Origin of the sequence: Sphingomonas glacialis (assembly GCF_014653575.1) — a bacterium.
In the GTDB taxonomy this organism is placed as follows: Bacteria; Pseudomonadota; Alphaproteobacteria; order Sphingomonadales; family Sphingomonadaceae; genus Sphingomonas; species Sphingomonas glacialis.
Genome location: NZ_BNAQ01000002.1, coordinates 312,988 through 325,526, shown reverse-complemented (window position 1 = coordinate 325,526; position 12,539 = coordinate 312,988). Strand labels below are relative to the sequence as shown.

Here is a 12,539-nt window from a genome sequence, read left to right as displayed (position 1 = left end):
GTCTTCAGGGCACGGGATCGGGTCCGAACCCGCCCCAGGGATGGCATCGCGCGATTCGCTTGGCCGCCAACCACCCACCTTTGATCGCGCCATAGCGGCGTAAAGCGGTGATTGCATAGGCGGAACAGCTTGGTTGATAGCGGCAGGAGGGCGGGAGGATCGCCGAAGGGCCGATCTGCCAGCCGCGGACGAGCAGCACGAGGAGGCGGGTCAGCATGGCTGCGCTCCGGCGCGAATCGCCCATCCGTCACCCCGGCCTCGTGCCGGGGTCCACCGGGCGGCTCGCGCAGCCCTTGCAAGCCGGGCGTTGCGCGGGGTGGGAAGTGGGCCCCGGCACAAGGCCGGGGTGACGGTAGGGTGGGGGCTGCTCACCGTGCCACCTTCGCCAGCGCCTTGATCAGCTCGGCGCGCAGCACGGCGTAATCGCGCTCGATCCCGCCATTGCGGCCGATCAGCACATGGTCCGCCCCGCGCACGCCCGAATCGGGGAGCACATCACGCGCCAAAGCGCGCAACCGGCGTTTCATCCGGTTCCGCACCACGGCATTGCCGATTTTCTTGGTGACGGTGAAGCCGACACGCATGTCGCTCGATCCGTCGTCGCGGGCGCGCACTTGCAGGACAAAGCCCGGCATCGGCGCTCGCTTGCCAGTATTCGCCGCGAGAAAATCGCGGCGAATCTGCAATGTCCGTATGTCGGCTCCGCCGACGGGGTTGCTTAGGCCGACAGCTTCTTGCGGCCGCGGTTGCGGCGCGCGCGAATCACGTTGCGGCCGCCTGGCGTCGCCATGCGCGAGCGGAACCCGTGGCGGCGTGCGCGCACCAGATTGCTCGGCTGAAAGGTCCGCTTCATCGTTCATTCCCTAAAATTCTGCCCGGGGCACGTCTAAATAGAAAACGGCCGCCACGAGGACGGCCTTGGTGGGCTGCGCTTAACGACCGACCTGCGCAAAGTCAACGCGGGCGATCGTTCGTCGGCGGGGCGAGAATCTCGGCGAGGCGCTGGCGGAAGGTCGGCGGCGGACCCTCGGGCATCACCGCCTTGTCGCGCGCACGGCGGCGCGCCGCGCTTTTGCGGCGCAGCCCCATGTCGGCATAATGGCCGAGCGCTGGCCAGCGACGCTTGGTGTCGACGAAGATTCGCTTGGTGCGGTGCGAATTCTGCAACATCAGCGCAAGGCCTGCGGCGAACACGAAAATGCCGCCCGGTCCGGGAATCGCGCCGACCAGCGGCGAGAGAATCACCAGGACGACGCCCGTGGAAAACCATAGCGTACGGAGCATCGGATGGCGTTGCGGCTTCATTGTCGTCCGATGTGGGTCGCGCGAGCCGGTTCGGCAAGGCGCGATCGCGCCACGCCAGCACGCCCGCTATCGTGGCGGGCAAAAGACGCTATGCTGTCGATACTTGCTGGGGGGTGGGGATGGTCGCGAGCGTGTCGACGGTGGCGTATCTCGGGCTCGAGGCGCGCGCCGTCGAGGTCCAGGTGCAGCTCATTCCCGGATTGCCGGGCTTCTATGTCGTCGGGCTCGGCGACAAGGCGGTCGGCGAGAGCCGCGAGCGCGTGCGCGGCGCGATCGCGGCGATGGGGCTCGCGCTGCCGCCCAAGCGGATCGTGGTCAATCTCTCGCCCGCCGACTTGCCCAAGGAAGGGTCGCATTTCGACTTGCCGATCGCGCTCGGGTTGCTCGCCGCGATGGGCGTGGTCGATGCCGAGACGCTGAGCGACTATCTCGTCGTCGGCGAATTGAGCCTCGATGCACGGATTGCGCCGTCGCCCGGGGTGCTGCTCGCGGCGCTGCATGCCTCCGAGCGTGGGCTCGGGCTGATCTGCCCGGCGGCGCAGGGCGCCGAGGCGGCATGGGCGGGGCAGGCGGTGCTCGCCGCGCCCGACATCCTGTCGCTGATCAACCATTTCAAGGGGCATGGCCTGCTCGGTGCACCGCAGCCGGGCGTGGTCGAGGCGGCGCTTGCCGGACCCGATCTGCGCCAGGTCAAGGGGCAGGAAACCGCCAAGCGCGCGCTCGAGATCGCGGCGGCTGGCGGGCACAATCTGCTGATGGTCGGCCCGCCGGGGTCGGGCAAGTCGCTGATGGCGTCGTGCCTGCCCGGCATTCTGCCACCGCTCGATCCGGCCGAGGCGCTCGAAGTGTCGATGGTGGCGAGTGTCGCGGGAACGCTCACCGGCGGGCGCCTGACCCGGTCGCGGCCGTACCGCGCGCCGCATCATTCGGCGTCGATGGCGGCGCTGGTCGGCGGTGGGCTGAAGGTCAAGCCGGGCGAGGTCAGCCTCGCGCATCTCGGCGTGCTGTTCCTCGACGAACTGCCCGAGTTTCAGCGCGCGGTGCTCGATTCGCTGCGCCAGCCGCTGGAGACGGGAACGGTCAGCGTCGCACGCGCCAATGCGCACGTTACCTTCCCGGCGCGCGTCCAGTTGATCGCGGCGATGAATCCGTGCCGCTGCGGGCATCTCGGCGATGCCGCGCTGGCGTGCTCGCGCGCGCCGCGCTGTGCCGCGGATTACCAGGCGAAGGTGTCGGGCCCGCTACTCGACCGGATCGATCTGCATCTCGAAGTGCCGGCGGTGAGCGCGGCGGATCTCGTGCTGCCATCGCCCGCCGAGGGATCGACACAGGTCGCGGCGCGCGTTGCGACGGCGCGCGGCGTCCAGACGCTGCGCTACGCCGATCATCCGGTGCGGACCAATGCCGAGGCCGATGGCGAATTGCTCGATACGGTCGCGACGCCCGACGATCCCGGGCGCGCGTTGCTGGCGCAGGCATCGGCGGCGATGCGCCTGTCGGCGCGGGGCTATACGCGCATCCTGCGCGTCGCGCGGACGATCGCCGATCTCGCCGGGGCCGAGCAGGTCGGGCGGCTGCACGTCGCCGAGGCGTTGAGCTATCGCCGCCAAGCGCCGCGGAATTGAAGGACTTGCTCCCGCAATGTTTGGCCGCAACACTATAAGCATGCGCAGCCCGCGCCAGGGGACAGACGATGGAATGGATGATCTTGCCGTTGAAGCGCTACGCGCAATTCAATGGCCGCTCGCGCCGCAAGGAATATTGGATGTGGATCCTGTTCCAGGTGATCGTCGGCATCGTGCTCAGCTTTGTCGATGCAGCGCTCGGACTTGGCGGACAGGCCACCGGCACGACGAGCGCAGTGCCGGGTAGCGTCGCTGCGGCGGGCAATCTGCGCGGCGGGATCCTCAGCAATATCTTCTCGCTTGCGGTGCTGCTGCCCAACATCGCGGTCGCGGTGCGGCGGATGCACGACATCGACCGCAGCGGCTGGTACATCCTGCTGCCGATGGTCCCGGTATTCGTCGCGATCTTCGCTGTGGCGGGCAGCGCGGCGTCGGGAAACATGGGCGTGATGGTTCTGGCAGGCGTCGCCGGGCTTGCCGCGCTGGTCTGCAGCATCCTCGTGTTCGTCTGGTATTGCACCGCCGGCACGCCGGGCCCCAACCGCTTCGGCAACGATCCCAAGGCGGACGTTCCTGCCGACCTCGCGCGCACCTTCGAGTAACGCGCCCCGTCGCGTGACGCGAGGACGGCGCTGCGATCGGGGCGATCGGGTCGGCCGCCCCCACCGCTACGGCGTGGTGCGAAGCTCGTAGGGGATCCGCCCACGCCGGTCGGGATCGATGTGCAAATCGCTCGCGGCCGGCGGGAAGGCGCGCTGGTCGCAATCGGCGCGCGGGCAAACGCGGCACGAGCTGCCGATCGGCGTCGCGCTGCTGTCGGTGCGCAAGCCATCGGCATAGACGAAGGCCGACGCGTACCGCTCCTCGCAGCCGAGCGCGACGGCGTAGCGGCGCGGGGCGCGCGTATAGCTGTTCGACGGTTTGACGAGCCCCTTTGCCATCGAGACGTAGCGCACGCTGTCGGGCGTCTCGGCGAGCTGGACGAGGATGCGATCGGGGATCGCCACGGCTTCGTGCACCACCCACAGCGGACACGCCCCGCCGAAGCGCGCAAATTCGAGTCGTGTCGCCGAATGCCGCTTGGTGATGTTGCCCGCCATGTCGACGCGGCAGAAGAACACCGGAATGCCGAGTGCGCCAGGACGCTGGAGCGTCGAGAGGCGGTGGCAGGTTTGCTCGAAGCTCGTCCCGAACTGGAGCCGGAGCTGGTCGACGTCGTGGCGACACTCGCGCGCGGCCTGGCGGAAGGCGAGGTACGGCATCAGCAATGCCCCGGCGGCGTAATTGGTGATGCCCGCGCCGAGCAGTTGGCGTCCGACGCTCGTCTGCGATCCGCGCGCGGCGATGCTCGCGACGAGATCGCCGAATTCGAGCCGCGCGAGCTGATACGCGACCGAGAACAGGATGCTTTCGGCCGGCTGCGACGGATCGACATGCAGCACGCCCGCCGGATCGAACGCGCGGATCGCGCTGTCGCCCTTTGCGATCGGCGCGACGCGCACGCCGAACCGGTCGAGCAGCCGCGCCTCGATCTGCTGCAGCGCCGGGCCGTCGGCGAATTCGGCGGCGATCCGCTCGGCGGCGCGGTCGATCTCGTCGATGTAGTTCTGCTGCGCGTGAAACCAGTCGCGCACTTCTTCCCACGGCAGGCGGCGTGCGCTGCCCTCGGCGCCGACCTGATCGTCGAGCGCGCGCAATTGCGCGAGATTTGCGCGCTGCGTCGCATAGAGCGCGGCGAGGCGGCGCGCGATCAACGGGTGCTGGCGGATGACGCGTTCGATATCGCTGAGATCACCAACGACGTCGCCGACGCTCGGGTCCGAGCAGGCGTCGACCACATCCGACAGCAGCGTCTCGGTCTCGCTCGGGTCGATCGCCGACCAGTCATGCGGATAGTGCGTCGCGAGCGCTGCCAGCACGTTGCCCGTGATCGGCCGGTCGCCGCTCTCGATCTGTGACAGGTACGACACCGAGATGGCGAGTGCCCGCGCCATCTCGGCCTGGCTCAAGCCGAGCTGCTTGCGCACCGCGCGGACACGGTAGCCGTCGAACGATCTGCGCGACTGGGGGACGGGCATTGTGAAGTTTCCACACGCATATTTGCAAAACCACATTTGCATAGTGCGCGCAGAGCGGCAAGACGAGCGCGACCTAAGGGAGTGCGCATGTCTTCGACCCTCGCCGAACTGGACCGCAAGCGCGAAGCCGCCCGCATGGGTGGCGGTGAAAAGCGCATCGCCGCGCAACACGCCAAGGGCAAGCTGACCGCGCGCGAGCGGCTCAATGTCCTGCTCGACGAGGGCTCGTTCGAAGAGCTCGACATGTATGTCGAGCACAATTGCGTCGATTTCGGGATGCAGGAGCAGATCATCCCGGGCGACGGCGTCGTCACGGGGTCGGGCACGATCAACGGCCGGCTGGTGTTCGTCTTCAGCCAAGATTTCACCGTGTTCGGCGGTTCGCTCAGCGAGCGCCATGCGCAGAAGATCTGCAAGATCATGGACATGGCGCTCAAGGTCGGCGCGCCGGTGATCGGGCTCAACGACAGCGGCGGCGCGCGTATCCAGGAGGGCGTCGCCTCGCTCGGCGGCTATGCCGAGGTGTTCCAGCGCAACGTTCTGGCGAGCGGCGTCGTGCCGCAAATCTCTCTCATCATGGGGCCATGCGCCGGGGGTGCCGTCTATTCCCCGGCGATGACCGACTTCATCTTCATGGTGAAGGATAGTTCCTACATGTTCGTCACCGGCCCAGATGTAGTGAAGACCGTTACCAACGAGATCGTCACGCAGGAGGAACTGGGTGGAGCGGTGACGCATACCACGAAGTCGGGGGTCGCCGATGTGGCCTTCGAGAACGATATCGAGGCGCTGCTCGCGGCCCGCGACTTCGTGGATTTCCTTCCCGCCTCGAACCGCGAAGCTTCGCCCGAACGGCCATCGTCCGATCCGTGGGACCGGATCGAGCACAGCCTCGACCAGTTGGTGCCGGCCAGCGCCAACCAGCCGTACGACATGCACGAGCTGATCCGGAAGACGGTCGACGAGGGCGATTTCTTCGAGGTCCAGCCGACGCATGCCGGCAACATCATCATCGGGTTCGGGCGGATCGAGGGGCGCACCGTCGGCTTCGTCGCGAACCAGCCGATGGTGCTCGCCGGCTGCCTCGACATCAATTCGTCGAAAAAGGCGGCGCGCTTCGTCCGCTTCTGCGACGCGTTCGAGATCCCGATCGTCACCTTCGTCGATGTGCCGGGCTTCCTGCCGGGCACCGCGCAGGAATTGAACGGCATCATCAAGCACGGCGCCAAGCTGCTCTTCGCCTATGCCGAGGCGACCGTGCCGAAGATCACCGTGATCACGCGGAAAGCTTACGGCGGCGCGTATGACGTGATGGCGTCGAAGCATTTGCGCGGCGACCTCAATTACGCTTGGCCGACCGCCGAGATCGCGGTGATGGGCGCGAAGGGTGCGGTCGAGATCATCTTCCGCGGCCGCTCGCCCGAGGAGATCGCCGAGCAGACCGCGCAGTACGAGGCGCGCTTCGCCAACCCGTTCGTCGCGGCGAGCAAGGGGTTCATCGACGAGGTGATCCAGCCGCACTCGACGCGCCGCCGGATCGCGCTGGGCTTGCGCAAGCTGCGCGGCAAGGCGCTCGAAAACCCGTGGAAAAAGCACGACAACATCCCATTATGACCGACAAACCAACGCTGAGCGACTGGCAGGCGGCTGCTGCCAAGGAAGTCAAAGGTCGCGACCTGACCTGGCAGACGCCCGAGGGGATCGCGGTCAAGCCGCTCTATACCGCGGCCGATGTCGAGGGGATCGACCCCGGCCTCCCCGGCTTCGCGCCGTTCACGCGCGGGGTGCGCGCGTCGATGTATGCGGGGCGGCCGTGGACGATCCGGCAATATGCGGGCTTCTCGACCGCCGAGGCGTCGAACGCCTTCTACCGCCGCAACCTGGCGGCGGGGCAGAAGGGGCTGTCGGTCGCGTTCGATCTGGCGACGCATCGCGGGTATGACTCGGACCATCCGCGCGTGACCGGCGATGTCGGCAAGGCGGGCGTCGCGATCGACACGATCGACGACATGAAGATCCTGTTCGACGGGATCCCGCTCGACAAGATGTCGGTCTCGATGACGATGAACGGCGCGGTGATCCCGATCCTCGCCTTCTTCATCGTCGCGGGCGAGGAGCAGGGGGTGCCTCAGGCGCTTCTCGACGGGACCATCCAGAACGACATCCTCAAGGAGTTCATGGTCCGCAACACCTATATCTACCCGCCCGAGCCGAGCATGCGGATCATCTCGGACATCATCGCCTACACCTCGGCGCATATGCCAAAGTTCAACTCGATCTCGATTTCCGGCTATCACATGCAGGAAGCCGGCGCGACGCAGCTGCAGGAGCTGGCGTTCACGATCGCCGACGGGCGCGAATATGCCAAGGCGGCGATGGCGAGCGGGCTCGACCTCGATGCGTTCGCCGGGCGGCTGTCGTTCTTCTTCGCGATCGGCATGAACTTCTTCATGGAAGTCGCCAAGCTGCGCGCCGCGCGCAAGCTTTGGCACCGCGTGATGACCGATCTTGGCGCCAAGGACGAGCGCTCGAAGATGCTGCGCACGCATTGCCAGACGTCGGGCGTGTCGCTGACCGAGCAGGATCCGTACAACAACGTGATCCGCACGACGGTCGAGGCGATGGCGGCGATGCTGGGGGGGACGCAGTCGCTCCACACCAACGCGCTCGACGAGGCGATCGCGCTGCCGACCGATTTCTCGGCGCGGATCGCGCGCAATACGCAGATCGTGCTGCAGGAAGAGACGGGGATGACCAAGGTCGTCGATCCGCTCGGCGGCAGCTATTACATCGAGGCGCTCACCGAGGAGCTCGTCGACAAGGCGTGGGAGATCATCCAGCGCGTCGAGGCCGAGGGCGGTATGGCGCAGGCGGTCGCGGCGGGCTGGCCCAAGGCGATGATCGAGGAAGCCTCGGCCGGCCGCGCGGCGCGCGTCGACAAGGGCGAGGACGTCATCGTCGGCGTCAACAAGTACAAGCTCGCCGAGCAGGACCCGATCGACATTCTCGACGTCGACAACGTCGCGGTGCGCGAATCGCAGATCGCACGGATCGCGCGGTCGAAGGCGGGGCGCGACGAGGCGAAATGCACGGCGGCGCTTGACGCGTTGCGCGAAGGTGCGCGCGGTACGACCAATGTGCTCGCGCTCGCGGTCGAGTGCGCCCGCCAGCGCGCGACGCTCGGCGAGATTTCCTCCGCCATGGAGGATATCTTCGGCCGCTACGACACAGTCCCCACCCCGGTGTCGGGCATTTACGGCGGCGCGCACGAATTCGACGCGGCATGGCAGGGGCTCAAGGAAGGCGTCGTCTCGCTCGAGACGCGCAACGGCCGCCGTCCGCGCATGCTCGTCGCCAAGATGGGGCAGGACGGGCATGACCGCGGCGCCAACCTCGTGTCGTCGGCGTTTGGCGACCTTGGGTTCGACGTGGTGCCGGGGCCGTTGTTCCAGACGCCGTCCGAAGCGGCCAAGCTCGCGATCGAAAGCGATGTCGACGTGGTCGGCGCATCGTCGCTCGCGGCGGGGCACAAGACGCTGATCCCCGAGCTGATCGGGCATCTGCGCGAGGCCGGGCGCGGCGATATCAAGGTGATCGCGGGCGGGGTGATCCCCGCGCAGGATTATCAGGTGTTGCGCGACGCCGGCGTGCAGGGGATTTTCGGACCCGGGACCAATTTGGTCGAGGCGGCGGGCGAAGTGTTGCGGTTGCTGGGGCACAATATGCCGCCGGTCGAGGAAGATGTGAAATGACTGTAGATACGCTCCGTCACCCCGGACCTGTTCCGGGGTCCACCGCGCCACACGCGCCGACCTTGCAAGCTGAGGCGGAACAGGTCCGGGGTGACGACGTGCGCACCGACTGGACCCGCGCCGAGATAGCCGCTTTGTTCGATCTCCCGTTCGACGAACTGATGTTCCGCGCCCAGACCACGCACCGCGCACACCACGCTGCGGGGCAGGTGCAGCTCTGCACGCTCTTGTCGATCAAGACCGGCGGCTGCCCCGAGGATTGCGGCTATTGCAACCAGTCCGCCTCGGCCGAGACCGAGCTCAAGGCGAGCAAGCTGATGGACGTCCGCGCCGTGCTGCAATCCGCCGCGCAGGCACGCGACGCGGGGAGCCAGCGCTTCTGCATGGGCGCCGCTTGGCGCAACCCCAAGGACAAGGACATGCCCGCGATCATCGAGATGGTGCAGGGCGTCCGCCAGATGGGGATGGAGACCTGCATGACGCTCGGCATGCTGACACCCGCCCAGGCCGAGCAGCTCGCCGAAGCGGGGCTCGATTACTACAACCACAACATCGACACCTCGCCGGAAAAATACGCCGAGGTCATCACGACGCGGACCTTCCAGGACCGGCTCGACACGCTCGAGAACGTGCGTGAGGCGGGCATCAATGTCTGCTGCGGCGGGATCGTCGGGATGGGCGAGACGCGCGCCGATCGCGTCGGTTTCGTCCATGCGCTCGCTACGCTGCCGCGGCATCCCGAGAGCGTGCCGGTCAATGCGCTGGTGCCGGTCAAGGGCACGGTGCTCGGCAACATGCTCGCCGACACGCCGCTCGCCGCGATCGACGACATCGAGTTCGTGCGGACGGTCGCGGTCGCGCGCATCACGATGCCGCTGAGCATGGTGCGGCTGTCGGCGGGGCGTGAGAGCATGTCCGAGGCGACGCAGGCTTTGTGCTTCATGGCGGGCGCGAACTCGATCTTCACCGGCGACAAGCTGCTCACCACGGGCAATGCCGGCGACGACAAGGACGCCGCGCTGCTCGCCAAGCTCGGGCTCGTCCCGATGGTCGGCGAGGAACCGATGCGGAAGGAAAAGACGTGCTGCTGATCGCGCTGCTCCTCACCGCGGCCGCCCCGGTCCAGACCCAGGCGGCGATGAACCGCTCGGGCGGCGCGAGTTACGCGCAGGCTGACGCGGCGATGACCGCGCAGTGGAAGCGGACCTATGCCTATATGAAGGGCCGCGATGCGCAGGATACGTCGCGCGGCGGCGGGTTCGGTTATGCGGGCGCCTTGCTCGAGAGCCAGCGTGCGTGGCTCGAGTATCGCGATACGCAGTGCGTCATCGAGGGCGGGCAATATGCCGGCGGATCGGCGCAAGGCATGACGATGGCGGCGTGCCGGACCGACCTGACGCGAGCGCGGACGGCGCAACTGAAATCGATGATCTGGTACCAGTGATGACGAGTTCCCCTCCCGGTTACGGGAGGGGTTAGGGGGAGGGGCCATCCTCCCTCCAGGTTTCACCTCTTGCGGACGGGCCTTCCTCTGGTCCTTCCCGCAAGCGGGAGGGGAGAAGTTAGCGTGTTCAAGAAGATCCTCGTCGCCAATCGCGGTGAAATCGCCTGCCGCGTGATGCGCACCGCCAAGAAGATGGGGATCGCCACCGTCGCGGTCTATTCCGACGCCGACGCGCGCTCCCCGCACGTGCTGATGGCCGACGAAGCCGTCCGGCTCGGGCCGCCCCCCGCGGGCGAGAGTTACCTGCTCGCCGACTTGATCCTGCTCGCCGCCAAGGAAACCGGCGCCGACTGTATCCACCCAGGCTACGGCTTCCTGTCCGAGCGCGAGAGCTTCGCGCGCGCCTGCGCCGATGCCGGGATCGCGTTTGTCGGCCCGCCCCCGAAAGCGATCGCCGCGATGGGCGACAAGATCGAATCGAAGAAGCTCGCCAAGGCGGCGGGCGTCAACGTCGTGCCGGGCTTTCTTGGCGAGATCGACAGCACCGATCATGCGGTCGAGATCGCCTCGGGCATCGGTTACCCGGTGATGATGAAGGCCTCGGCCGGCGGCGGCGGCAAGGGGATGCGGCTCGCTTACTCCGAGCAGGACGTGCGCGAAGGCTTCGAGGCGACCAAGCGCGAGGGGCTCGCGTCGTTCGGCGACGACCGCGTGTTCATCGAGAAGTTCATCGAAAGCCCGCGCCACATCGAGATCCAGGTGATGGGCGACCAGCACGGCAACATCGTCTATCTCGGCGAGCGCGAATGCTCGATTCAGCGCCGCCACCAGAAGGTGGTCGAGGAAGCGCCGTCGCCGTTCGTCACGCCGAAGATGCGCAAAGCCATGGGCGAGCAGGCGGTAGCCCTCGCCCGCGCGGTGGGCTATTTCTCGGCGGGGACGGTCGAGTTGATCGTGTCGGGCGCCGATACCACCGGCGAAGGCTTCTACTTCCTCGAGATGAACACCCGGCTGCAGGTCGAGCATCCGGTCACCGAGGCGGTGACCGGGCTCGATCTGGTCGAGCTGATGATCCGCGTGGCGGCGGGGGAACCGCTCGGCTTCTCGCAGGACGACGTCCAGCTCAACGGCTGGGCGATCGAGAACCGCGTCTATGCCGAGGACCCGTATCGCGGATTCCTGCCGAGCATTGGCCGGCTGGTGCGGTACAATCCGCCCGAAAGCAGCGAGACGCCCTACCTTTCCCCCTCCCGCTTGCGGGAGGGGCTAGGGGAGGGGCGTGCCGCGAGCGCGAACCTCTCCGGCACGCCCCTCCCCCAACCCCTCCCGCAAGCGGGAGGGGGGCAAGAAGAAGCCTATACCCGCGTCGATGACGGCGTCCGCGAGGGCGGCGAGGTCAGCATGTTCTACGACCCTATGATCGCCAAGCTGATCACCTGGGCGCCGACCCGCGAGGACGCGATCGACGAGCAGATCGCCGCGCTCGACGCGTTCGAGATCGAAGGCCCCGGCAACAACATCGATTTCCTCTCGGCGCTGATGCAGCACCCGCGCTTCCGCTCGGGCAATATCACGACCGGCTTCATCGCCGAGGAATATCCCGACGGCTTCCACGGTGCCCCCGCCGACGCAGACCTGATCGAAGCGCTCGCCGCGATTGCCGCCTTCGCCGCGACCGCCGAGGCCGACCGCGCGCGCCGCATCGACGGGCAGCTCGGCAAGCGGCTGCGCCCGCCGTCGGAATGGTCGGTGCGGATCGGCGACAGCGATCATCTCGTGTCGATCTCGACCGACGGGATCACCGTAGACGATGCCGATCTCGACATCGCGCTCGAATATACGCCGGGCGACCGCTACGTAGACGCCGAGCTCGACGATGCGCCGCTCACCGTCAAGATTTCGCGCACCCGCACCGGCTTCAAGCTCACCACGCGCGGCGCGAGTCACGTCGCGCGCGTGCTCCCGGCGCATGTCGCGCCCTACGCGCAGCACATGATCACCAAGATCCCGCCCGATCTGTCGAAGTTCCTGCTCTGCCCGATGCCCGGCCTGCTGATGCGGCTCGATGTCGGCGCGGGCGACAAGGTCGAGGCGGGGCAGCCGCTCGCGGTGGTGGAAGCCATGAAGATGGAAAATATCCTGCGCGCCGAGAAGGCGGGTACGGTCAAATCGGTCAACGCTGCGCCCGGCGACAGCCTCGCGGTCGATGCGGTGATCCTTGAGATGGAATAGCCGTGGGCGGCGTCTCGCGCTGATGCGATCCGCGATACCGACATTTCGTATCGCGTCAGGACGGAACCGCGACAGGTTGCGACAATAAATCGGTGGACCTCGC

At 67.3% G+C, this 12,539-nt stretch carries 12 protein-coding genes; 7 read left to right on the top strand and 5 right to left on the bottom strand.

Annotated features, from left to right (window positions below; translation table 11 throughout):
• Nucleotides 1-4: 4 nt before the first annotated feature.
• The 4 genes from yidD to IE187_RS08220 form a co-directional block, all read right to left on the bottom strand.
• Nucleotides 5-217 (bottom strand): membrane protein insertion efficiency factor YidD, encoded by a 213-nt coding sequence (gene yidD / locus IE187_RS08235; protein ID WP_189675839.1) that lies wholly within the window; start codon nt 215-217, stop codon nt 5-7.
• 151 nt (nt 218-368) lie between these two features.
• The gene (gene rnpA / locus IE187_RS08230) at nt 369-686 is read right to left on the bottom strand and encodes a ribonuclease P protein component (RefSeq protein ID WP_189675838.1); all 318 of its coding nucleotides are present in this window, start codon (nt 684-686) and stop codon (nt 369-371) included.
• A 32-nt stretch (nt 687-718) separates the two neighbouring features.
• Nucleotides 719-853 carry a 50S ribosomal protein L34 gene (gene rpmH / locus IE187_RS08225; RefSeq protein WP_010162954.1) on the bottom strand — a complete coding sequence of 45 codons (135 nt, stop codon included), beginning with the start codon at nt 851-853 and terminating at the stop codon, nt 719-721.
• A 101-nt stretch (nt 854-954) separates the two neighbouring features.
• Nucleotides 955-1,284, bottom strand: a complete 330-nt coding sequence (locus IE187_RS08220) for a hypothetical protein (protein ID WP_189675837.1) — start codon at nt 1,282-1,284, stop codon at nt 955-957.
• A gap of 140 nt (nt 1,285-1,424) precedes the next feature.
• On the opposite strand from IE187_RS08220, the gene IE187_RS08215 reads away from it, so the two are divergent.
• Nucleotides 1,425-2,930, top strand: a complete 1,506-nt coding sequence (locus IE187_RS08215; RefSeq protein ID WP_189675836.1) for a YifB family Mg chelatase-like AAA ATPase — start codon at nt 1,425-1,427, stop codon at nt 2,928-2,930.
• A gap of 68 nt (nt 2,931-2,998) precedes the next feature.
• Nucleotides 2,999-3,532 (top strand): DUF805 domain-containing protein, encoded by a 534-nt coding sequence (locus tag IE187_RS08210; RefSeq protein ID WP_189675835.1) that lies wholly within the window; start codon nt 2,999-3,001, stop codon nt 3,530-3,532.
• A gap of 66 nt (nt 3,533-3,598) precedes the next feature.
• Here the strand turns inward: IE187_RS08210 and IE187_RS08205 are convergent, their stop codons facing one another.
• Nucleotides 3,599-5,008 (bottom strand): helix-turn-helix domain-containing protein, encoded by a 1,410-nt coding sequence (locus tag IE187_RS08205; RefSeq protein WP_189675834.1) that lies wholly within the window; start codon nt 5,006-5,008, stop codon nt 3,599-3,601.
• An 87-nt stretch (nt 5,009-5,095) separates the two neighbouring features.
• Between IE187_RS08205 and IE187_RS08200 the strand changes: the two genes are divergently transcribed.
• The 5 genes from IE187_RS08200 to IE187_RS08180 all read left to right on the top strand — a co-directional run bounded on the left by IE187_RS08200 (nt 5,096) and on the right by IE187_RS08180 (nt 12,436).
• Nucleotides 5,096-6,622 (top strand): acyl-CoA carboxylase subunit beta, encoded by a 1,527-nt coding sequence (locus IE187_RS08200; RefSeq protein WP_189675833.1) that lies wholly within the window; start codon nt 5,096-5,098, stop codon nt 6,620-6,622.
• On the top strand, nt 6,619-8,760 hold the full coding sequence (gene scpA, locus IE187_RS08195; RefSeq protein ID WP_189675832.1) for a methylmalonyl-CoA mutase: 2,142 nt from the start codon (nt 6,619-6,621) through the stop codon (nt 8,758-8,760). Before IE187_RS08200 ends, scpA begins: the two co-directional genes overlap by 4 nt.
• On the top strand, nt 8,757-9,851 hold the full coding sequence (gene bioB / locus IE187_RS08190) for a biotin synthase BioB (RefSeq protein ID WP_438810920.1): 1,095 nt from the start codon (nt 8,757-8,759) through the stop codon (nt 9,849-9,851). Before scpA ends, bioB begins: the two co-directional genes overlap by 4 nt.
• Entirely contained in the window at nt 9,842-10,204 is a 363-nt protein-coding gene (locus tag IE187_RS08185; protein WP_189675831.1) for a lysozyme inhibitor LprI family protein, read from the top strand. Before bioB ends, IE187_RS08185 begins: the two co-directional genes overlap by 10 nt.
• Nucleotides 10,205-10,378: 174 nt before the next feature.
• Nucleotides 10,379-12,436, top strand: coding sequence for an ATP-binding protein (locus tag IE187_RS08180; protein ID WP_229839358.1), 2,058 nt, complete (start codon nt 10,379-10,381; stop codon nt 12,434-12,436).
• The last annotated feature ends 103 nt before the right edge of the window (nt 12,437-12,539 follow it).